Origin of the sequence: Vibrio azureus (assembly GCF_002849855.1) — a bacterium.
GTDB lineage: Bacteria > Pseudomonadota > Gammaproteobacteria > Enterobacterales > Vibrionaceae > Vibrio > Vibrio azureus.
In genome coordinates, this window is the sequence record NZ_CP018616.1 from 1,086,659 (window position 1) to 1,109,300 (window position 22,642).

Annotated in this window: 17 protein-coding genes and 1 riboswitch; of the genes, 8 read left to right on the forward strand and 9 right to left on the reverse strand. The window is 42.6% G+C overall.

Going from position 1 to position 22,642, the window contains the following annotated elements; translation table 11 throughout:
* The first annotated feature begins 171 nt into the window (after positions 1-171).
* The 3 genes from glgC to BS333_RS05120 all read left to right on the forward strand — a co-directional run bounded on the left by glgC (position 172) and on the right by BS333_RS05120 (position 3,885).
* A complete protein-coding gene (glgC, locus tag BS333_RS05110) occupies positions 172-1,389 on the forward strand; it encodes a glucose-1-phosphate adenylyltransferase (RefSeq protein ID WP_021708678.1) in 1,218 nt (405 codons plus the stop codon).
* On the forward strand, positions 1,334-2,845 hold the full coding sequence (gene glgA / locus BS333_RS05115) for a glycogen synthase GlgA (protein ID WP_050568003.1): 1,512 nt from the start codon (positions 1,334-1,336) through the stop codon (positions 2,843-2,845). Before glgC ends, glgA begins: the two co-directional genes overlap by 56 nt.
* A gap of 224 nt (positions 2,846-3,069) precedes the next feature.
* Positions 3,070-3,885, forward strand: coding sequence for an alpha/beta fold hydrolase (locus tag BS333_RS05120; RefSeq protein WP_033003392.1), 816 nt, complete (start codon positions 3,070-3,072; stop codon positions 3,883-3,885).
* A gap of 250 nt (positions 3,886-4,135) precedes the next feature.
* Here BS333_RS05120 and BS333_RS05125 read toward each other — a convergent pair whose 3' ends face one another.
* The 3 genes from BS333_RS05125 to torD all read right to left on the reverse strand — a co-directional run bounded on the left by BS333_RS05125 (position 4,136) and on the right by torD (position 7,453).
* Positions 4,136-4,726, reverse strand: a complete 591-nt coding sequence (locus BS333_RS05125; RefSeq protein ID WP_021708681.1) for a TfoX/Sxy family DNA transformation protein — start codon at positions 4,724-4,726, stop codon at positions 4,136-4,138.
* 111 nt (positions 4,727-4,837) lie between these two features.
* Positions 4,838-4,927, reverse strand: a riboswitch (cyclic di-GMP riboswitch).
* 437 nt (positions 4,928-5,364) lie between these two features.
* Positions 5,365-6,375 (reverse strand): HTH-type transcriptional repressor PurR, encoded by a 1,011-nt coding sequence (gene purR, locus BS333_RS05130; RefSeq protein WP_021708682.1) that lies wholly within the window; start codon positions 6,373-6,375, stop codon positions 5,365-5,367.
* A 430-nt stretch (positions 6,376-6,805) separates the two neighbouring features.
* Positions 6,806-7,453 carry a molecular chaperone TorD gene (gene torD, locus BS333_RS05135; RefSeq protein ID WP_021708683.1) on the reverse strand — a complete coding sequence of 216 codons (648 nt, stop codon included), beginning with the start codon at positions 7,451-7,453 and terminating at the stop codon, positions 6,806-6,808.
* 403 nt (positions 7,454-7,856) lie between these two features.
* On the opposite strand from torD, the gene torR reads away from it, so the two are divergent.
* The gene (torR, locus tag BS333_RS05140) at positions 7,857-8,570 is read left to right on the forward strand and encodes a two-component system response regulator TorR (RefSeq protein WP_021708684.1); all 714 of its coding nucleotides are present in this window, start codon (positions 7,857-7,859) and stop codon (positions 8,568-8,570) included.
* A gap of 368 nt (positions 8,571-8,938) precedes the next feature.
* Here the strand turns inward: torR and elyC are convergent, their stop codons facing one another.
* On the reverse strand, positions 8,939-9,712 hold the full coding sequence (gene elyC / locus BS333_RS05145; RefSeq protein ID WP_021710169.1) for an envelope biogenesis factor ElyC: 774 nt from the start codon (positions 9,710-9,712) through the stop codon (positions 8,939-8,941).
* A gap of 114 nt (positions 9,713-9,826) precedes the next feature.
* Between elyC and cmoM the strand changes: the two genes are divergently transcribed.
* From cmoM to mukB, 4 genes are read left to right on the forward strand one after another with little or no spacing between them, the layout of a single operon-like run.
* A complete protein-coding gene (gene cmoM, locus BS333_RS05150) occupies positions 9,827-10,624 on the forward strand; it encodes a tRNA uridine 5-oxyacetic acid(34) methyltransferase CmoM (RefSeq protein WP_021710168.1) in 798 nt (265 codons plus the stop codon).
* Positions 10,621-11,958 carry a chromosome partition protein MukF gene (gene mukF, locus BS333_RS05155; protein WP_021710167.1) on the forward strand — a complete coding sequence of 446 codons (1,338 nt, stop codon included), beginning with the start codon at positions 10,621-10,623 and terminating at the stop codon, positions 11,956-11,958. The genes cmoM and mukF overlap by 4 nt, the downstream gene beginning before the upstream one ends.
* Positions 11,939-12,652, forward strand: coding sequence for a chromosome partition protein MukE (gene mukE, locus BS333_RS05160; protein ID WP_021710166.1), 714 nt, complete (start codon positions 11,939-11,941; stop codon positions 12,650-12,652). The genes mukF and mukE overlap by 20 nt, the downstream gene beginning before the upstream one ends.
* Positions 12,653-12,654: 2 nt before the next feature.
* Positions 12,655-17,118, forward strand: a complete 4,464-nt coding sequence (mukB, locus tag BS333_RS05165; RefSeq protein WP_033003910.1) for a chromosome partition protein MukB — start codon at positions 12,655-12,657, stop codon at positions 17,116-17,118.
* Positions 17,119-17,312: 194 nt separating this feature from the next.
* On the opposite strand, the gene BS333_RS05170 is transcribed toward mukB, so the two are convergent.
* The 5 genes from BS333_RS05170 to cmoA all read right to left on the reverse strand — a co-directional run bounded on the left by BS333_RS05170 (position 17,313) and on the right by cmoA (position 22,589).
* Positions 17,313-18,281 carry an alpha-L-glutamate ligase-like protein gene (locus BS333_RS05170; RefSeq protein WP_033003905.1) on the reverse strand — a complete coding sequence of 323 codons (969 nt, stop codon included), beginning with the start codon at positions 18,279-18,281 and terminating at the stop codon, positions 17,313-17,315.
* A 2-nt stretch (positions 18,282-18,283) separates the two neighbouring features.
* The gene (locus tag BS333_RS05175) at positions 18,284-19,789 is read right to left on the reverse strand and encodes an inactive transglutaminase family protein (RefSeq protein WP_021710163.1); all 1,506 of its coding nucleotides are present in this window, start codon (positions 19,787-19,789) and stop codon (positions 18,284-18,286) included.
* 8 nt (positions 19,790-19,797) lie between these two features.
* Complete coding sequence (locus tag BS333_RS05180; protein WP_021710162.1) at positions 19,798-20,547, reverse strand: ATP-dependent zinc protease family protein; 750 nt, start codon at positions 20,545-20,547, stop codon at positions 19,798-19,800.
* 223 nt (positions 20,548-20,770) lie between these two features.
* On the reverse strand, positions 20,771-21,742 hold the full coding sequence (cmoB, locus tag BS333_RS05185; protein WP_021710161.1) for a tRNA 5-methoxyuridine(34)/uridine 5-oxyacetic acid(34) synthase CmoB: 972 nt from the start codon (positions 21,740-21,742) through the stop codon (positions 20,771-20,773).
* A 109-nt stretch (positions 21,743-21,851) separates the two neighbouring features.
* Positions 21,852-22,589, reverse strand: coding sequence for a carboxy-S-adenosyl-L-methionine synthase CmoA (gene cmoA / locus BS333_RS05190; RefSeq protein WP_021710160.1), 738 nt, complete (start codon positions 22,587-22,589; stop codon positions 21,852-21,854).
* Positions 22,590-22,642: the final 53 nt, after the last annotated feature.

The following is a 22,642-nucleotide window of genomic DNA, read 5'->3' on the forward strand; positions in this document are numbered from 1 at the left end:
GCCAAAGTATGACTGGTTGAAGTGGAAACATGCTGCGCAATGGCTTTATTACCGTGAAGGTTCAGAGAAACTTATCGGTGAATACTTATATAACGGACTCGCTTGAAACTATCGATGAAACTTTATCAAGCGTAAACCAATTTCAAGCTATAACCATATGGAGAATAACGAATGGCTGGTGTTTTGGGAATGATTCTTGCTGGCGGCGAAGGCTCTCGTTTAAGACCTTTGACTGAATCTCGCAGTAAACCTTCGGTTCCTTTTGGTGGAAGTTACCGACTCATTGATTTCGCACTTAATAACTTTGTCAATGCGGACCTAATGCGCATCTACGTATTGACTCAATTTAAGTCTCAATCACTTTTCCATCACCTAAAAAAAGGTTGGAATATCAATGGTATTACTGACCGTTTCATTGATCCAATCCCAGCTCAAATGCGCACTGGTAAGCGTTGGTATGAAGGCACTGCTGATGCGATTTACCAAAACCTGCGCTTTATGGAACTCGCTGAACCTGATCAAGTCTGTATTTTTGGTTCTGATCATATCTATAAGATGGATATTCAACAAATGTTGTCGTTCCACAAAGATAAAGAAGCGTCCTTAACGGTCTCAGCTTTACGTATGCCACTTTCTGAGGCTTCTCAATTTGGAGTGATCGAAGTGGATGCGGAAGGGCGTATGGTTGGATTCGAAGAAAAGCCTGAAAATCCAAAATCAATCCCTGGTGATCCTGAGCATGCTCTTGTTTCAATGGGCAACTATATTTTTGAAGCACCAGTCCTATTTGCTGAACTCATAGAAGATGCGGATAATGAATCTTCATCTCACGACTTTGGCAAAGATATCATTCCAAAAATGTTCCCTCGTGGTGATGTATTTGTCTATGATTTCAGCACTAACTCCATTACAGGTGAAAAAGAAGAAGTGTACTGGCGTGATGTGGGCACTATCGACGCGTATTGGCAAGCTCATATGGATTTGCTAGAAAAAGACGCGCCATTCTCTTTATATAATCGTAAATGGCCATTGCATACTTATTACCCGCCACTACCACCTGCAACGTTTACCGATTCTGATAATGGACGAGTTCAAATTATCGATAGTCTGGTTTGTAATGGAAGTTACGTACGCGGCTCTCGTATTGAAAAGTCGGTACTCGGTTTCCGCAGCAACATTGCTTCAGCTTGTGATATTACTGAAAGTATTCTTCTTGGTGATGTTAAAGTCGGTGAGGGGTGTGTGCTACGCCGAGTGATTATTGATAAAGATGCTGATATTGCACCGGGAACTCAAATAGGGGTTAACCTTCAGGAAGATAAAAAACGTTATCATGTTTCAGATGACGGTATTGTGGTTATTCCAAAAGGAGCTCGTGTTGGATACTAACCCTCTTTCGGTGTTATTCGTTGCATCAGAAGTTGAAGGGCTAATCAAAAGTGGTGGCTTAGCTGACGTTGCCAAAGCTCTACCTGAAGCCCTTCAACATATGCAGCATGATGTGAGAATCTGCATGCCAGCTTATACTGGTATTTCCAATCTTTCTGAAGCTGAAATGGTGTTGGAAACAACCTTAGATAGCTGGCCGCATACCGCTTATCAGGTTTTTATGTTGCACCTTGGCGATAACCCAGTTTACTTAATTGCCTGCTCGTCGTACTTTGATCGTCCTTCAATGTATGCGGAAAATAATCAAGCATATACGGATAATGGTGAACGGTTCGCCTTCTTTAGTGCGGCTTGTTTAGATATGTTGCCAAAATTGGGTTTCCAACCGAATATTATTCACGCCAATGACTGGCATACCGGACTGGTCCCTTTTTTGCTGAAAAAACGTTATGCTGATAGCCATTTCTTTGCTAATACGCGCAGCATTCTATCGGTGCATAATGCGGTTTTTAAAGGCGTCTTTAGCTATGACGATGTGCAATGCCTTCCAGAATTTCATAGTCGTAATGTTCCACTGGCGGCAATAAGTACTAGCCATATTGCTATGTTAAAAGCGGGAGTGATGACAGCAGACAAGATCAATGCGGTTAGCCCAACATATGCTTTGGAACTGACAACAGAGCTTGGCAGTCACGGTATGGCTTGGGAATTTCAGCGGCGTTCAGATGATCTAGTCGGTATCCTCAATGGTTGTGACTATAGCAGTTGGAGCCCCGAAAATGACAAGTATTTGCCAGTCCATTATGCCGCCGATTATGACGGTATGGTGGAAGGTAAACGTATTTGTAAGACTGCTTTGCAAACTAAGCTTAATATGAACATAGCCGATTGTGCGATGTTTGGTATGGTCTGTCGTTTAACACAGCAAAAAGGTCTCCAATACTTACTACCTGTACTGAGAGAATTCCTAAAGCATGATGTTCAATTAGTTATTGTAGGAACGGGTGAAGCCACTTTAGCGGAGCAATTAAGGGCCATTGCAGCTGAATATAAGAGCAAGTTTGTGTTTGTCGAAGCTTATGACAATGAATTGGCGCATTTAGTTGAAGCAGGGTCGGATTTCTTTCTTATGCCTTCTGAATTTGAACCTTGTGGTTTGAACCAGATTTATAGTATGGCCTATGGTTGTCTCCCTATTGTCCGAGGTGTTGGTGGTTTAAAAGACACAGTCAATGACTATGATGCGGGCCCGGCATTGGCAACAGGTTTTGTATTTGCAGAGCCGACTCCACAAGCGTTATTACTTGTTATGCTGAGAGCACTACTGCTGTACAGTCAAAATAAAGAAGAAGTGACCCGTGTTCAGCTTTATGCGATGCAGCAAAGGTTCAGTTGGAGTTGTGCTGCAAAAGAGTATGTACAGCTGTATAAAGCGGCTTTACTCAAGTCTGTTTGATGACAATTGATTAGGGCCTGTTGTTGTTCACAAGGCACTTTATTGAGTGCCTTGTGAATTTTTAGACATATACCCAAGTCATCTCAAGATGTTATGTTCAGCGACCTCGCTCTGAACCAAGCATCTTGAGATGACTTGGGTATATATGTATTAACTAAGGTATGTGTTAAGATATACCTTATGCTATACAAGTATCATACTGCCCACTTTTTGAATAATAAGCGATGACTCAACCAATTCTCTTTCATAAAACGTATTTGCACTCGACCAGTCGTGAGTGGGTGGTATTTGTGCATGGGGCTGGTGGCAGTTCATCAATATGGTTTAAGCAAATTAAAGCATATAAGCAACATTTTAATTTGTTGTTGATTGACTTAAGAGGTCATGGTCAATCAAATCAGCTACTTAAAGAGTTAATCACCAACCGCTACACTTTTTCTGATGTGACTAAAGATATTGTTCATGTATTGGATCACCTCAAAATTCAATCGGCACATTTTGTTGGGATGTCTTTAGGGACTATTATTGTCAGAAACTTGGCTGAATTGGCTTCTGAGCGTGTTCGCTCAATGGTATTGGGTGGAGCGGTCACACGATTAAATACGCGTTCACAACTGCTTGTGCATATGGGTAACCTAGTCAAACACATCATGCCCTATATGTGGTTATACAAGCTATTTGCTTATATTGTCATGCCTCAAAAAAACCAGAAAGAATCAAGGCATTTATTTGTTCGTGAGGCGAAAAAGCTGTGTCAAAAAGAGTTCAAACGTTGGTTTATTTTAGCTGCTGATGTTAACCCCTTGATGAAATATTTCAAAGAGAAGGAGCTACCAATACCGACCTTATATCTAATGGGCGAACAGGATTACATGTTTATTAAGCCTGTTAAAGAAATGGTTGCGGTACACTCACTCAGCACTCTACATGAAATCCCTAATTGTGGTCATGTCTGCAATGTTGAACGAGCTGAGGACTTCAATTACCATTCTATTGAGTTTATTAGAAAGCAAAAGAAAACCACTTTATTAAACGCTTAACTCTTATACCAGTGACCTCAAGTCGTCTGTGGAACGCTGGATCTTGAGATGACCTCTGGTATATAACTGCATAACAGTGCTATATCCACAGAACATTATTCTCCCCAAAGAACACGGTTATTTCTAAAGATTATTGCTTTCCCCAAAACGTTGTTAATCATAAACTTCAACAACGCTTAGAAGTTTCACTCAGACAATAAAAACGCGACTTAACGAGGCCGCGTTTTTGTCGTTAAGTGCTAAAAATAAACTAATCAAGAGAACTCATGAGTTCGTTTCTTCTTGAGTGGGGTACCACACTCCAATGAGTACCATTGATAGCGCCTTCAAGAGCCCACAAAAGCTCTAGACTGACTTTAGAGGAGTGGGTGTCTTGAATAGCTTTATAAGCGCTCACGGCTCCTTCCTCTGTAAGCTGCTCTACAGAGTCTATACCTGCCTTTTTTAGCATTCTTTCGGTTGCTAAGCGTAAATTAGGAAGATCTTTTAAGCGATTTGGCTTCGTTGTTGCTTGTTGTTGTTTCTCTTTTTGGGCGGTGGCCAGAGATTGCCTAGCCACTTCCAGTAAACGCTGAGGTGACTCCCATAGTTGGTCAGAAATAGCATAATATTTCGTAACCACAGGGAAACCACGTTTTTTGTAGACGTAAGGTTTGAGTCCTTGAGTTTCGAAGTGTGATGAAGCTTGTTGGTCTGCTCTTATATGCAGCTGATTGTTGACAATGAGTGCAAACATTGTTTCATCAGCAAACAGCCCAAAACCACCAAACATTGAACGTGACTTGATCTTTCCAAGTACTTCAAATAGCTTCATTGAATCTTTGAGTATCGGTTTATCCATGATCTGTTATCTCGGTGTAATTAATATTACGCCACCAAAAGTCAGGTCCGAGAGTTAAGCAATTACAAGCATGCAAGCTTATAAAAGATATTCGATTGCAGCCTGCTTGCCATCGGCAACCCCGCTACCTTCCACTTAAAAAGGTGGTTAAGGCCGGAAGCTTTGCGTCCCATTCTTTCAAATGGTTTGCCCTGTGCGTGACAATTTTGAGGATACTTTGTATCTTGAATTAACATCACAATGTAAATAAAGAAATGTGATACTGGTTCAGTTAATATGCTTATTTTTATGAGTGTATATGCTTATTTTAGGTTTGTTGTATAATGGGCAATTTATTTTCTCGGCGTATGATTTGTTGTGGAAGTCATTGATATTAATTGTTTTGTCTATATTAACCACTTTGCTTAGAAATAAAGAAAATATAACCGACGTGAATGTTTGGGTTTGCACATTAGCGCCTGATTGAAACAGTATCAGTGCCTGTTTGAAATATATACTCAAGCACATGAAGTTACTTGGACATAAAATGTTAACGGCTGAGTCAATTTTGATGGAGGCTATTTTAGCAAGCAAGCAAGCAAGCAAGATAGGGGGAGGTTGTACCCAAGCATCTTGAGAACACTTGGGTATAGGTGAAGCTATAGATTTTTCAGATTCTTGACGGTGCTCCGCACGACAATCTCTGGTTGCATTTCGAATACGCGTTTTTCGTGTTCTTTATCTTTGATGCGTTCCAAAAGAATTTCAAAGGCGTTTTTGCCTACTCGGCGTTTGGGTTGGTGAATGGTCGTTAGGGGTGGAGAGAAGTATTCCGCCAATTCAATATTGTCATAACCAATAATGGAAATGTCATCAGGTATTTTATAGCCGTTTTGTTGAAGGCGACTCATTAAGCCTAATGCCATAGTGTCATTGAAGCAGAAAACAGCCGTTGGTCGGTTCTTCATTGCTGTAATTTTATCCGCAGCTAAAACGGCGGTATCACATTCGAAGTTACCTTCAATCATCCATTCGCTGTTTACTGCTAGGTTAGCTTCCACCATGGCACGGTTGAAGCCTGCAATGCGCTCTTTACACGCCGCTTTATCAAAGTGACCACTTAGACAGGCAATATCAGTATGACCATTATCGATAAGGAATTTTGTCGCTATGTAGCCACCTTCTTCGGAGTTATCTATGATTTTATCAGCTTGTGAGCTTTCTGGGCCCCAATCCATAACAACTTTTGGAATGTCAGGGTGACGATCGAGCATTTCTTTTAGCTCTTCGGTCAAATCAGAACACATGACTAAAATCCCATCAACACGCTTTTCAGCAAGCATACGGATATAGTCGCGTTGCTTTTCATAGATGCCCCCAGTATTACAAAGAATCAAAGTGTATCCTTGGCGATAGCAATAACTTTCAACACCGTCAATGACTTCTGAGAAAAACAGGTTGGTTGATTGAGTGACAAGCATACCAATAGTACGTGTAGTGTTACACTTCAAACTACGAGCTACCGCACTTGGCGCATAGTTGAGAGACTCAACGGCTTTCATCACTTTCTCTTGGGTTGCTTCTGCAACGAAACGTGTTTTATTGATTACATGAGAAACTGTGGTCGTAGAAACGCCTGCTAAACGAGCTACGTCTTTGATTGTGGCCATAAATGAAATCCTGTATCGGGCTATCCATCTTCGAAAAACGTTCTAGCGATAAGCAATAATAGTCGTTGGCTATCTAAACCACAGAAAAGTAATGGAACTGCTCCCTCTCGTCTGCTTGTTTAGCGCTCTGTCTAGGATTGAGTCGCACCATCTATTGGTGACTGATTATCTGTTTGTTTTATAAAGAGTAAAGATTCGTTAGACGAATGGATAAAAACAAAAACCGCTTATTAGTCGCGGTTTACTTATACTTAATCGATTGCGCTCACATTTTAGACGTGTGTCAGTGCGCTGGCAATATTTTCAGCGATGAATTTGCATGGATTAAGTCATAATTTAATCTGCTTAACGTGATTTTGCTATCAAGTTAACGGTGAATGTGTGAACAAATAGGAGCTTAAATGAATAAGCTCCATAAAATAATTACTAATTATTCACCAATAAGGTAGGTGCTGTCTAGTTTACAGAATGAAATGAGTAATTGAGAAATACTGCTATAGAAGCCAAATTCATCAAATTTCTGACATTTAGCATCAAATTGCGGCAACCAACTTAATAAATGTTGTTGAATAAAGTCATTTTGCTCTGAAAATGCTTGTTCTATTTTCTGCTCGCATGTTTCTTCATTGGTGCGGATTATCATATTGCCGAGAAAATCAAGCTCAATGGCAAGGTGGTCAGCTGGCTCATTTAAGTTTTTATCGACTTCAACACCAAAATCAGCCATCAGTTTTTCGATATTTTCTGTAGGTTTATCATTAAGTAAACCGGACTCACCGATATACATTGAAGCATAAGGGAGTGCACCATACTTCTCTGTTTTTAGGAAAAGATCGCAAAAGTCAGCAGCCAGTTCAAGTTGGGCATCTTCGCGTTCCTGTAGGCGGTTTAGTGCATCGACAACACGAGAAATATGGGAGTGGAGTAATGCATTGTCACCAAGGCCTGCTAAAAAACCTCGTATTTCGACATCTTGATAAGCGTCGAGTTCTTTTTGGGTTAACTCTTTGGCAAAGAGGCTCGAGAACCACCAATAGATCTCCGCACGTTTTTCATTGAAAGCTTTGAGGTCTTGCATGTTATTACTCCTAAATGATTTCATGTGAATTGTATACTTAACTTTCTGTGAGGTTCTATATCCCAAATCAAAGTTCAGATGAAGAAAAAGTGGTATGCCCTTCAGTTTTACATCGCGATTTAGGTGTCTGACCAAGCGTCTTGAAATCATTGAGGTATAAATGTTGTGCTTTTGAAGGTGATGTTTTAAGAAAATGTACTGATAAATAATGAAAATTAGTGGCTTTCTTTGCCACTGATAAACCTAAGAGATGGTTTATATTCAACACTTTTAGCAGAATCCAAGGTATAAGGGATGCCAATAGGATCGTGATTTTTTATATTTTAAGTGATTTATGACTAGAAGTGTTACGGAATATGAATAGAATAGACACTTGAAAATAATAAAAACAGAAGTGGTGTACATGAACTATCACGTATTAGTCGTAGAAGATGATGTTGTAACTCGCAGCAAATTAACGGGTTATTTCCAAAATGAAGGCTACAAGGTAAGTGAAGCGGCAAGTGGCGCAGAAATGCGCGAAGTGCTTCAAGATGGTGACGTTGACCTGATTATGTTAGACATTAATTTGCCTGGTGAAGATGGTCTTATGTTGACCCGTGAATTACGCAGTCAATCCGATATTGGTATTGTTCTGGTAACGGGGCGCACGGATAGTATTGATAAGATTGTTGGACTCGAAATGGGTGCGGACGATTACGTTACAAAACCAGTTGAGCTTAGAGAACTTTTAGTTCGAGTTAAAAACTTGTTATGGCGTATTTCTGCAGCTCGTGAAGGGTCACAGAGATCCGTTACTGAAACTAACGATGTTCATGTTGTTCGATTTGGTGAATGGACCTTTGATATTCAACGCCGAGCGTTAAGCCGTAATGGGGAACCAGTTAAACTCACAAAAGCAGAATACGAGCTGCTTGTTGCTTTGTCGTCACATCCGAATCAAGTGCTGAGCCGCGATCAAATTTTGAACATGATCAGCCATCGAGTGGATGCGCCAAATGATCGTACCATTGATGTACTGATCAGACGTATGAGAGCGAAAATGGAGTTTGATCCTAAGAACCCACAGATCTTTGTGACGGTTCATGGTGAGGGCTATATGTTTGCTGGAGACTAAATATTGTCTGTAAATCAGCATTGACAAAAAAGGGGGGAGCTTCAGCTCTCCTTTTTTGTATACCCAAGTGACCTCAAGATGCTTGATTCAGAGCGAGGTCACTGAGTCGAATTCAAGGAAGACAACGAAGCGGAATAGCCGGCTCTTTCTTATTTTTGTAAGAAGAACGGTTGTTTGACGCAAGAAGTCGGCTCAGTGACACGCTCCCAAAGGGCGAGCGGCCTTAACTCTCAGACTTTGTTAACGACTCTCAATGTAGAGCCACTATATTTTCGAATCGTTGCCGCGCCTGAGAGTTAAGGTCATCTCGCTGAACACAGTATCTTGAGGTTACTTGGGTATATCCGTTACTTTCTGCTTTTTTAATCTTAATGGTTTGAGTATCCGACCTTGTTAAGCAATTTTTGCCATAGTGTGCCAAGTAATTCATGCCAGTAGAGCTCAGTTTGCTCAAGGTACTGTGACTTAGGCGCGTATTTTTGCCAAGGCTGTTCGATATCTTTTACCGATAAAAAGTTGGTTGGGGCTGGTATAGGCTTAATTCCTGCAGCATTGAATTCTAAGAGAGCACGCTTCATGTGGCTTGCCGAAGTGACGAGAACCACCTCTTTTTGATTGACAAACGCAGCAGATTGTCGAGCTTCTTCCCAAGTGTCTTTGGCATCCTCCAGTAGAATGATATCAGATTTTGAAACGCCGAGAGCGAGAGCTACATTGGCCATCATTCTTGCGTGGCTTACTTTAGAGCCGCCTGCATAACCAGAGAGAATCAGCTTAGCTCCAGGGTACATCCGTAGGATTCTTATTCCTTCAGCAAGCCGCATCAATGCTGCTCGACTTAGCTGTGATGTGGGAGGAAGCTCATCATCGACTACATGGCCATTACCTAACACCATCACGTAATCTACGGTCGATTGTGTGGGTAAAAAAGCCTTATACTCGCGCTCCATAGGCATAAGCAACTTATTTGATACAGGTTGGAATGCGGCGAGAAAAATACCAGAAAGAGAAAACAGGATGATGAAGCAACCTGTTTTACGTTTGGTGGTAAAACTGACCAGAATCAGTCCCAATAACCCAATAATGAGAAGCGCGGGTAAGGGCATCAGTAGTGCAGATATTACTTTTTTCAGCTCAAACATACATAAATAGTCCGAAAAAACATCAATTGATAATAAAAATAAGGGTGATACTCTTTATTCCTGCCTTCCTTGTGCCAGAATAGCAAGATAATCCTTAATCATAACCTAGCAAAAGTGACTGAAGACCGCAATTTCGACGATATCGCCCACAAATTTGCAAAAAATATCTACGGCTCAGACAAAGGAGAGCTTAGACAAATCATTGTATGGGAAGACTTCCAGAGAATTCTAAATGAATTAGAGGCTCACCAGCAACCCTTAAAAATACTTGATGCAGGTGGTGGTTTGGCTCAGATGTCGCAAAAGCTTGCCGCGCTCGGACATGAAGTGAGCCTGTGTGATTTGTCTTCAGAAATGTTGCAGCTAGCAAAGCAGGATATAGATAAAAACGGTTTACTGGAACAGTATCGGTTTATTCATGCTCCGATTCAATCTATCGATAAACATCTATCGACGCCCGTTGATTTCGTCATGTTTCATGCGGTTATGGAGTGGCTCGTTGATCCAAAATACGCGCTTGAAAAACTACTGGCCAAAGTGAAAGCTGGGGGTATTGTTTCAGTTATGTTTTATAACCATCACGGTTTGGTTTACAAAAATGTGGTTTGTGGCAATATTCCACATGTATTAAACGGTATGCCTCACCGGAAACGATTTAAATTACAGCCTCAACAAGGTTTAAAGCCAGAAGATGTCTATCAATGGATAGAAAACGCGGGTTTTACTATTTGTGGTAAGTCCGGTATTCGCTCATTTAGTGATTACATCGGTAATCAGCAATATATGGGTGACTATGAGTTTGAGGATGTGTTGGCACTAGAAAAACAACTTTGCCGACAAGAACCCTACCTCTCATTAGGCCGTTACATACATGTTTGGGCCAAGAAAAATGATAAACAGGAATCACAATGAGTGAGATAACTCTTAATGCGGCCGATCAACCGATTGATGAATTGGTAGGTTGGGTAAAGCAGAATGACTTCTCGTTGAACCTGACTACAGAACGTTTGGCGTTTTTGATTGCTATCGCTGTACTGAGTAACGAAAGGTTCGATGAAGAATTGGGAGAAGGTGAACTACATGACGCATTTGCCATCGTGACTCGCCTTTTCGAAGCCACTGGAGAAGCGTCGGCTTTCCGTGCAAACAATGCTATTAATGAGATGGTCAAACAACGTTTGATCAGCCGCTTTGTCAGTGAAATGACAGATGGAGCGAGTATTTATCGCTTATCCCCCTTAGCGATCGGCATTACCGACTACTACGTTCGTCACCGTGAGTTTTCTAAATTACGTCTTTCTATCCAGCTTTCCATGGTTGCTGATGAGATGGCAAAAGCGATTGAAGCAGCTCAAAAAGGCGGAACACCAGGACATTGGAAGAAGAATGTCTATGGCGTTTTAAAGTACTCTGTTGGTGAAATATTTGATCAAATAGATCTTAACCAAAGAGTGATGGATGAACAGCAGCAATCCGTAAAACAGCAAATCGCAGACCTACTGAATAAAGACTGGCGCGAGGCAATCAATAACTGTGAAGCGCTGCTCTCAGAAACATCAAGCACACTTCGTGAGCTGCAAGACACCTTGCAAGCAGCCAGTGATGAATTACAAACACAACTTTTGGATGTTCAGGGCATTGTGTATGGTGATCCTGAGCTAGAGTTTATTGAAGAAGCATTGTTTGGCTTACAGATGAAACTCGATCGAATTACCAGTTGGGGCCAACAAGCGATTGATCTCTGGATTGGTTACGATCGTCACGTGCATAAATTTATTCGTACTGCGATTGATATGGATAAAAATCGTGCCTTCAGTGCTCGTTTACGCCAATCCATGACGGATTACTTCGATATGCCTTGGTTCCTCACTTATGCCAATGCCGAAAAACTCTCTGACCTTCGTGATGAGGCGCTTATTCTCCGTAACGATGAAGTCACGGGGCAAGTTCCAATGGAAGTGGAATATGAAGAATTTCAAAAAGTGAATGATGAGCTCTCCGAAACAATTGGTGAGATGTTGAAAGCACATAAAGAGCAAAATACGCCGCTCGACTTAAGTGCGGTGCTAAAAGATTACCTTTCACAGCATCCACATACTCATCATTTTGATTTAGCCCGTATTGTTGTTGATCAAGCGGTCCGTCTTGGTTACTCGGAATCCGACTATCAGGCTATTCAACCAAACTGGAAAGCCATCAATGAATTTGGTGCAAAGGTACAAGCAAATGTCATCGACAGATACTAATGAATATATGCCAGATAATCTGGTTAAAGCGATAGCAAACCCTTTATTTCCTGCGCTGGACAGTATGCTTCGTGCTGGTCGACATATCTCTTCTGAGGATCTCGATAATTACGCTTTGTTGTCAGATTTTGAAATAGAACTTTCGTCATTTTATCAGCGCTACAACACTGAGTTAGTTAAAGCCCCTGAAGGTTTTTTCTACCTTCGACCTCGCTCAACCTCACTGATTGGACGAAGTGTTCTATCTGAGTTAGATATGTTGGTTGGTAAAGTGTTGTGCTTTTTATATCTCAGCCCAGAGCGCCTTGCTCATGAAGGTATTTTTACTAATCAAGAGCTGTATGAAGAACTGCTGGCTTTGGCTGATGAAAACAAGCTGATGCGACTGGTCACCAACCGTGCAACTGGTTCGGATCTTGATAAAGAAAAGCTGTTTGAAAAAGTGCGAACGTCTCTACGTCGCCTGCGTCGATTAGGCATGATTATCAATATTGGTGAAACCAGTAAATTTAGCATCAGTGAATCGGTCTTCCGTTTTGGTGCTGATGTTCGCTCGGGTGATGATATGAGAGAGGCACAATTACGCTTGATTCGCGATGGTGAAGCAGTCGTTCATACGAAAGAGCCGAGCCAAGGCAGTTTATTGACTGAAGATGACCAAGCTGAAGAGCAAACAAATGAGGGTGAAGTATGAGCATGATTGAACGTGGTAAATATCAATCGTTGACCATGGTTAACTGGAACGGCTTCTTTGCCCGTACTTTTGATATTGATGATTTGGTTACCACGCTATCTGGCGGTAACGGTGCAGGTAAGTCGACAACAATGGCAGCATTTATTACCGCATTAATCCCTGACCAAACACTATTGCATTTCCGTAATACTACGGAAGCTGGTAGCAGCCAGTCATCTCGCGATAAAGGTTTGTTTGGTAAATTACAACCAGGTGCCTGTTATGCTGCTTTGGATGTCGTCAATTCTCGAAACCAACGCCTATTGTTTGCTGTTAAGCTACAGCAAGTTGCAGGGCGTGACAAAAAAGTAGACATCAAACCCTTCGTTATCCAAGGCTTGCCGAGTCACGTTAAGCCGACAGATATATTGATTGAAAGTGTCTCCGCAACCCAAGCCAGAGTTAGGCAGCTTAACGAAGTCAAAGAGGTTATTGGAGAGTATGAAGGTGTTCAGTTTAAAGCCTTCTCTTCTATCGTTGACTACCATGCCCAAATGTTTGAATTTGGTGTCGTTCCAAAGAAATTACGTAACTCGGGCGATCGTTCGAAGTTTTATCGTTTGATTGAAGCTTCATTATACGGTGGTATTTCAAGTGCTATTACCCGTTCATTGCGTGATTACCTTCTGCCGCAAAATGGTGGCGTAAAAAAAGCGTTCCAAGATATGGAATCTGCCTTGCGCGAAAACCGTATGACGTTAGAAGCGATCAAAACTACGCAAGCAGATCGTGACCTCTTCAAACACCTGATCACCGAATCAACAAATTACGTGGCTGCTGACTACATGCGCCATGCTAACGATCGTCGTAAAAAATTAGATAAAACCCTTTCACTACGTTCAGAACTGTTTGGGTCACGGGAAACGTTGGTTGAACAAAACAACTTACTTAACCGTGTTCAAGAAGAATTAGCGTTATTGCTCGATTCGGAGTCAGCGTTAGAGCAAGATCATCAAGCCGCGTCTGATCATTTGCAGTTAGTACAAAATGCGTTACGTCAACAAGAGAAGATTGAACGCTACCAAGAAGATCTTGAAGAGCTAAATGAGCGCTTTGAAGAGCAGATGATGGTGGTGGAAGAAGCGCAAGAACGCGTCATGATGGCGGAAGAGCAAGCGACCGTAGCGGAAGAAGAGGTAGACAGCCTTAAAACGCAACTTGCGGATTACCAACAAGCGCTTGATGTACAACAAACTCGAGCTCTTCAGTACCAGCAAGCTGTTCAAGCGCTTGAGAAAGCGAAAACTTTACTTAAAGATGAAAGTTTAACCGCAGAATCTGCACAGCAGTTGGTGTCTGAACTTAAGAGTCAAGAAGCTGAAAATACCAATGCTTTGTTAGCGTTTAAGCACAAGTTAGACATGTCATCTGCAGCAGCCGAGCAGTTCGAAATGGCTTTGACATTAGTCCAAAGTATTGTCGGTTCGGTAGAACGCAAAGAGGCCTCTCAACAGGCCAAAACCGTTCTTTTGAAAGCGCGTGAGTCACAGCAAGTGGTTCAGAATGAGCAGCAATGGCGTGCACAGCATCGTGATCTTGAACGCAGCTTGAACCAGCAACGTCAAGTTCGCGAGCTAGTTACTGAATACCAAAAGCAATTTCATGTTGAATTAACGGATGAAATTGCCTTTGAACAAGAACGTGAACGCCATGCGATGCAAATTGATTCACTCGAAATGTCGCAAGAAGAATTGCGTGAACAACGTGGTGAACAGCGCCGTATTGAGCAAAATGCTGCAGCGGAAATCAATAAACTGGAAGCCATTGCCCCTGCTTGGATTGCCGCCAATGATGCGCTAGAAAAGCTACGTGAGCAAAGTGGCGCGGCGTTAGAAGACAGTCAAGCGGTTATGAGCCAAATGCAGGCTGTACTTGAACAAGAAAAAGCGCTCTCTATCGCCAAAGACAAGTTGTCAGAGCGTCGCAACCAGCTTGAAACAGAAATTGAGCGCCTTGCCTCACCTGGCGGTTCAAATGATCCTCGTTTGAAAGGTTTAGCCGATACTTTGGGTGGTGTACTGCTCTCTGAGATCTACGATGACATCACCATTGATGATGCTCCATACTTTAGCGCCATGTATGGTCCAGCACGTCATGCTATCGTGGTTTCTGATTTATCCGGTATCGAAGAGAAGTTAGTTGAATTAGATGACTGTCCTGAAGATTTATACATCATTGAAGGTGACGTAGATGCATTTGATGATAGTTCATTTAATGCTGAAGAACTTGAGGGTGCAGTATGTGTTCGCATGAACGAGCACCAAATGCGTTACTCTCGCTTTCCTGAGATTCCTTTATTTGGTCGTGCGGCACGCGAACAACGCTTAGAACTTCTTCGTAATGAGAGAGAGGAAGTGGTTGAACAGCATGCGAAGTCTGCTTTTGACTCGCAGAAAATGCAGCGTCTATACCAAGCATTCAACCAATTTGTTGCAAAGCATATTCAGGTCGCTTTTGAAGCTGATCCTGAGCAGGCGCTGGTGGTTATCCGCGACAAACGTAATCAAGTCGTTCGTGTCTTAGCGGACTTAGATAGTAAAGAGCAACAGCAACGCTCACAATTGCAAACCAGTAAGCAAGCGCTTTCTTCTTTGGATAAATTGGCCGCAAATATTATTCTCATCGACGATGATACACTGCAAGCTCGTTTTGATGAGCTGGAAGAGAAAATTTCTCTGCTTTCTGAAGCAAAACAATTCTTAAACTCACACGCGAAGGCGGTTGGTGAGCTAGAAAAAATAGCGGTTGCATTAGAAGCGGATCCAGAGCAATTTGATGCACTTGAAGCTGAGTACAAAACGGCAGACGAACAACTACAAGAGCTTAAGAAGCAAATATTTGCTCTTTCAGATTTGGTCGAGCGTCGTCATTATTTCGCTTATGCTGACTCAATGGAGCTGTTAAATAAGAGCAGTGAACTGAGTGACCAATTAAAAGCAAAACTGGTTCAAGCAGAGCAGATGCGTACGCGCAGTCGTGAGGAACTGAAGCAGTCACAGAGTCAAATGAACCAATACAATCAAGTATTGGCCTCTTTGAAAAGCTCACATCAAGCAAAATTGGAGACGGTTCAGGAGTTCAAGCAAGAACTACAAGAATTCGGTGTGAATGCCGATGAAGGGGCAGAAGAGCGAGCAATGCGTCGCCGTGATGAGTTACACGAGCGTCTTCATACTTCTCGAAGTCGTAAGAGCGAGTACGAACGTACCATTACCTCTACCGAATTAGAGATGAAAGGCTTAGCCAAGCGCATGAAGAAGGTACAGAAAGAATACGTGGAACTGCGTACCTTTGTTGTCGCAGCAAAAGCAGGCTGGTGCTCAGTTCTTCGTCTTGCACGTGAAAACGATGTCGAACGTCGCCTACATAAACGTGAATTGGCTTATTTGTCAGCCGATGAGTTACGTTCAATGTCGGACAAATCACTGGGTGCGTTGCGCCTTGCTGTGGCTAATAATGACGATTTACGCGATGCATTACGATTATCTGAAGATAATGCTCGTCCTGAACGTAAGGTATTGTTCTATATCGCTGTTTATCAGCATCTACGTGAACGCATTCGTCAGGATATCATTCGTACCGATGACCCAGTAGAAGCAATCGAAGAGATGGAAGTGGAGCTGGCCCGTCTAACCGAGGAACTGACGCAACGTGAAAACCGCCTAGCAATCAGCTCTGAGTCGGTTGCGAGCATCATCAAAAAGACCATTCAACGTGAGCAAAACCGTATCCGTATGCTGAACCAAGGCTTATCGAATATTTCATTTGGGCAGGTCAAAGGCGTACGTCTAAATGTGAAGATTCGCGAAAGTCACGAGGTTCTTTTAAATGGTCTTTCCATTCATCAAGATCAGCATAAAGATTTGTTTGAGTCTTCTCGCTTTACCTTCTCTGAAGCGATGGCAAAACTGTTCCAGCGAGTCAACCCTCATATTGATATGGGTCAGCGTTCTCCACAGATCCTTGGTGAAGAGCTATTGGATTACCGTAACTACTTAGAGTTGAGCGTAGAAGTAAACCGTGGTTCTGATGGTTGGCTACAAGCGGAATCTGGGGCACTATCAACAGGTGAAGCGATCGGTACAGGTCAATCTATCCTATTAATGGTTGTACAAAGCTGGGAAGAAGAATCACGTCGCTTGAGAAGTAAAGACATTGTGCCTTGTCGCTTGTTGTTCCTCGATGAGGCAGCGCGTCTTGATACGAAGTCAATTTCGACTCTATTTGAATTGTGTGACCGACTGGATATGCAGCTGCTTATCGCGGCACCTGAAAATATCAGTCCAGAAAAAGGCACCACCTATAAGCTTGTTCGCAAAGTGTTCAAAGATCATGAACATGTTCATGTGGTTGGCTTACGCGGTTTTGGGCAAGCTCAGAAACCAAATAACGACGCTCAAGCAATCATGGAAGCGATTGAATCATAATGATTGAAGCGATAAAAACGGCTTATCTGTGTGATTGTTAGTATGAACCACAAAAGATAGTATGAGTCACAAAAAAACGCCCGCAGATCGAAATCTGCGGCGTTTTTTTGATTAGAGGTATTCATTAGGGATATTTTAAAGCCCACTAATTTTCATCGCTAAACATTCAGATGTTTCGGATCTGAAGCCAGTGCTTAGAATTGGGATTTCACACCAAATTGTTCAGCTGCGTAAGCGACACGTTCTTTGGGCTTAGGGTATTCGGCTTGCGTGCCTAGGTTTTCAATGTGTTTGAGTCTAGGCAGTAAACCCGCACCATTAGCGATTTGTATTGCTAAACCAGGACGTGCATTAAGCTCAAGAACCATTGGCCCTTCCTCTTTATCCAGTACCATATCTGTACCCATATAGCCTAGACCGGTCATTTCCCAAGCACTAGAAGCAAGTTCTAATAGTCTTTCCCAATGAGGAACCTGAAGCGTTGATAAGTCTTTCCCCGTATCTGGGTGATGCGTGATCGGTTGATCAAATTGCACCGCACGTATTGCTTTACCTGTCGCAATATCAATACCGACACCTACAGCGCCTTGGTGTAGATTAGCTTTTCCATCGGAAGCAGAAGTAGAGCAACGCATCATCGCCATCACAGGGTAGCCTTTAAAGACGATGATACGGACATCAGGTACTCCTTCGAAACTGAACCCTTCAAAGCAATCATCAAACTTAATTAAGTTTTCCACCACCGCGACATCATTTTTCCCCCCAAGAGAGAACAAACCAGCCAGAGCGTTACTGATGTGACGTTCAACTTCCTCTTTATTGATGGTTGCCCCTGATGGCTTTGTGTAGACGCCATCTTTATGGGAGGTCACGACAAGGATTCCCTTGCCGCCACTACCTTGTGCTGGCTTGATAACGAAACCCGGCCAGTTTTGTACCATGTCGTGGATCTTTTTCACTTCTGCTTGGCTTGAAATAACACCAATTAAAGTGGGTACTGTCGCCCCAGCAGCTTCAGCAATGATTTTGGTTTTTAATTTATCATCAACCAGCGGGTATTTAGAACGATCATTATAGCGACCAATGTAGCTGTGGTTGCGTTTGTTCATGCCCATAATGCCTTTATGGCGTAGCTTTGCTGGCGAAGTAAAACGTTCAAACATCATTAATCCTCCGCAAGGGGTTTAAAGCGGCGTAATTCTGTTAAGCGATAACCTGTGTACGTACCAAGAAGCAGTATGATGGCAAGCACGACCAATTGCAGTCCAAAGAAGTTAAACGTTAAATGCTGGATGTATGGGTTAGTCATCGCCATATAGACCAGAATTGAAGTAAGCAGTGAACCACCACCTTGTAGTGCGACTTCTTTTGCCCCTTCTTCTTCCCACAGAATCGACATACGTTCGATAGTCCAAGACAAAATGATCATCGGGAAGAAGGTAATCGTCAGGCCTTCTGTTAGTCCAATCTTAAATGCCACCACGGTAAAGACCGATATGATCATGATGACGGTAATGATGACGGCAGAAATCCGGGCGACTAATAAGAGGTTGAGCCTAGAGAGATAACTTCGAATGATCAGTCCCGTTCCTACTATGAGCAAGAAACCAACCACACCTGTGATCAAAGTCGTTTGCACAAAAGCAACCGCAATGAGCACTGGCATAAAAGTACCTGATGTTTTTAGGCCAATGATAACGCGAAGGAAAACCACAATTAATGCCCCGATAGGGATGAGCATAATGGTCTTGAACATCGCTTGTTCTTCAAGAGGCAAGCTATGGATAGACAGGTTTAACAGGCCATCGGCGGCAACTTTGTTATCTGTCGCTTCTTTTGGTGTCAGTTGCTGCTTGATCATTGAAAAATGAACTTGGCTGTTTTTACCGCCCATAAGATCAAGTAACGAAACATTGGATTCATCCCAAACAAGAAGGTTGGTTTGTGAGGCTGCTTGCTCTGAATTAGGCGAGAAAAGCACCCACTTGTTATCAGACCAAACTTGAACCATAGGTTGAATCATTTGTCTGCGACGGCCATCTTCCAATTCGATCACACCAACCACTTTGCTGTGTACTCCGGCCGTTAGCAAAAGGTTTTGTAAGGCTTCGGTTCGGTCAAAATCATTGAGCATCAAAGCTGCATTTTGGCTATCAGGATCATTAAGTATCTTGATTAATTCGCGGGTAAAAGTCTCATTATCTGCAGAGCGGCTCATCGCACGTTGAATCAGTGCTTTGGCCGCCGCTTGTTGTGGTGCAGAGAGGGTAGGCTTTGTAATGCTCTCTGTTGGTGGTTGTTGATCAAACTTTGCTTGCGGGTCAACTAAAAACTGAGCTTTGTAATAGATGGTTTGTGGTCCACTTGCTTGACGGATAGACCATTCAGCGCGTCGACCAGAAGGAGCGTCGACGTAGGACACACCGTATCCTGGTGAGGAAGCCGATTCTCCTATGAGAGTGAAATCTTGTTGGGTATGTGGTGCAGCAAGTGAGGCTTTCACTTCTCCGCCATTGGCGGTAAATTCGATACGAGCTTCAACATCCCAAACTTGGCGTTGTTCACCAGGCGTCCAAGGAACACCGTAACTCTCGTGTCTAATAACGCTTAGCGCGATCCCTGCAGCGACTAAAAGGAGTATGGATAGGTAAAATGGAATTCTTGACGTCATAATCTACCTTATTTCTTCTCTTTGGTTGTCTGTATGTATTGGCGGCTGACATCTACAACGGCTATGTCACGTATGAAGGCTTTGCCTAATAAAACAGGCAACTGAGATTTACTCTCGCTGGAGACAGTAAATTGTGCTTTTTCATGAATTTTACCGACACGAACCCACAGCTCTACAACTGGACGGCGTGCAAGCGATGAGCCATCGGTCTTATGAGCTTTTACGTAGCGCAAAATGGGTGCTTCAATCCAAAGCTTTTCTTCTTTTTTGGCTTGGCTGCTGCTTGCTAGATGAAAACGGACCCACTTTTCCCCATTTCTTTCAAACTCTTCGAGGTCTACAGCGTTGAGTGATGAAGTTACTGAGGCTGTATCGATTTGAGCATCAAATGTTTGCTTGATGGAGTCAATAGTCATTCGTTCAACAGAACCGAGAACAATCTGGTGAGTTGGGGTAGCTTGGGTAGAGGTTGAAGCTTGAAGGTTTATCGATTCATTCGATTTTTGTAAACGTTTTGCTGTCTTTTTACGAAGGGTGTTGAGCTCAAGTGTGAGTTTTTTTACTTGCCCCTGCAATGCCTCAATATCGTCAGATTGGGTGTTGAGCTTGAGTTCTAAACCTGAAAGTCGATGATTGAAATTGGTTTCGGAGGCTTGGATGGCCGCAAGTGCTTCTTGGTGGTACTGCTCACTTTGGGTTAAGGTGGTACAACCTGATAATAAAGCAACAGTAATAACCGGAGTCAATCGTTTAAACATTGAAAACCTTGATATTGGGTTAAGATTTTAGATTTTTAGAAGTTTAGTTCCATCCCTCATGGCTAACAAGCAAGAATGTTGCATTTGTGTCTTATTCGGCGAGGAACGGACTCAATCAGTACTGAGCTAAGAAGACGGGGTATCCTCTTAGCTCCGGCTAATTAAGCAAGATAGTATCTTAATTGTTGAATCGAGTTATGACAATGTCAAAAAACTCAGTAATTTAATATTTTTTTGCAACTAGGACGGCACGACGTGGGGCAGGATAACCCTCAACGGTTTTACTCGGGTCATTTGGATCCAAGTAATCAGGCAGAGAATTGTGTGTCATCCAAGTGGTTGTTCGCTGCTCTCCAACAGAAGTAATGTTTTCATCCACAATACGAACATCCGAAAAGCCAACTAACTCTAACCATACTTTTAAGGCTTTGGCTGACGGGAAAAAATACACATTACGCATTTGAGCGTATCGAGATGTTGGAACTAAGACGGCATTCTCATCCCCCTCAATAACGAGTGTTTCCAACACCAGTTCACCACCTGAAACTAACTGATCTTTGAGCTGAATCAAGTGATCCAGTGGAGAACGCCGATGATAAAGAACGCCCATACTAAAAACGGTATCGAATGCCTCAAGTTTCGGTAGCTGCTCGATACCAAGTGGGAGTAAGTGAGCTCTTTGATCGCCACCCATTAATTTGCGAACGGCCTCGAACTGAATTAAAAAAAGGTGAGAGGGGTCAATACCAACACAAAGTCGGGCGCCTTCACCTAGCATGCGCCACATGTGGTAGCCGTTTCCACAACCGACATCCAAAACATTACGATTTTTTAATGGAGAAATGTGTGGAAGAACACGGTCCCATTTCCAATCACTGCGCCATTCAGTATCGATATGAATACCATGGAGGGTATAAGGGCCTTTACGCCATGGATGAAAGGTGCGTAACAGGTTTTCAAGTTTCTTCAATTCTCCCTCGTGAAAGGGTGTGTCATTGCTGATTGTGACAGAGTGAGAAAGATCAACTTGATCAGGTGAGCCTTCAGGGATTTTATTTAACGCCTTCAACCAGCGATTAAAGTCTCCGTGCTCTGCATTTTGCCAATCTGTAAGCTGTTGTGGTAGGACATTCAGCCAAGGTTGAAGACGAGAGTCTTGGGCAATAAGTTGATAAAAATTTGCAAAGTTAAACATAGTTTTTCACTGAATTGATGGTGTAAAAGTTAAATATACCTTGCCTATAACTAGGCTGAACATGAGGGCAAAGCGTTGTCCATAGTCCATAGAGTTTACGTATTTAGCACTACTTAATCGCAAACATTGATCCAAAGTTGAAGCATTGAAACCAAACGTCAAAGCTCGAAAAGCCAATTTGGGCAAAGCGTTCTTTATGATCTTTTTTAGAGTCTGGTCGCATAACATTTTCGATCGCACTACGCTTTTGGCTAATTTCGAGCTCACTGTAGCCATTGGCTCTTTTGAAGTCATGATGAAGATCGATCAAGAGTTCATTCGCAATGGTGTCTTCAAAGACGAACTTCTCAGATAAAATAAGGATGCCTCCGGGACGCAGCCCTGCGTGTATTTTTTCTAATAAAGCATAACGATCTTGCGGAGAGAGGAACTGCAAAGTGAAGTTTAAAACCACAACAGAGGCGTTTTCGATTTCGATATCTCTAATATCGGCTTCTACGACTTTCACTGGAGTATCACTGCGATAAGCGTCCACATGCAACTTACATCGCTCCACCATGGCAGTGGAATTGTCTACCGCAACAATTTGGCAGCCTTCATGTTTCACATGGCGACGCATGGAGAGTGTAGCTGCGCCCAGTGAACAGCCTAAATCGTAGATATTCGTGTGTGGCTTAACAAAGCGTTCGGATAACATTCCAATAGCAGAAATAATATTGCTGTAACCTGGCACCGAGCGCTGAATCATATCGGGAAAGACTTCCGCAACACGCTCATCGAAGGTGAAATCCCCAATTTTATCGATTGGAGCCGAAAAAATAGTATCTGGATTGCTTTTAGGGTTCATAACTCAATCTCTGTAAGCACGCCGTCTGAAATAGTCAGACATCAAAAAGGCGC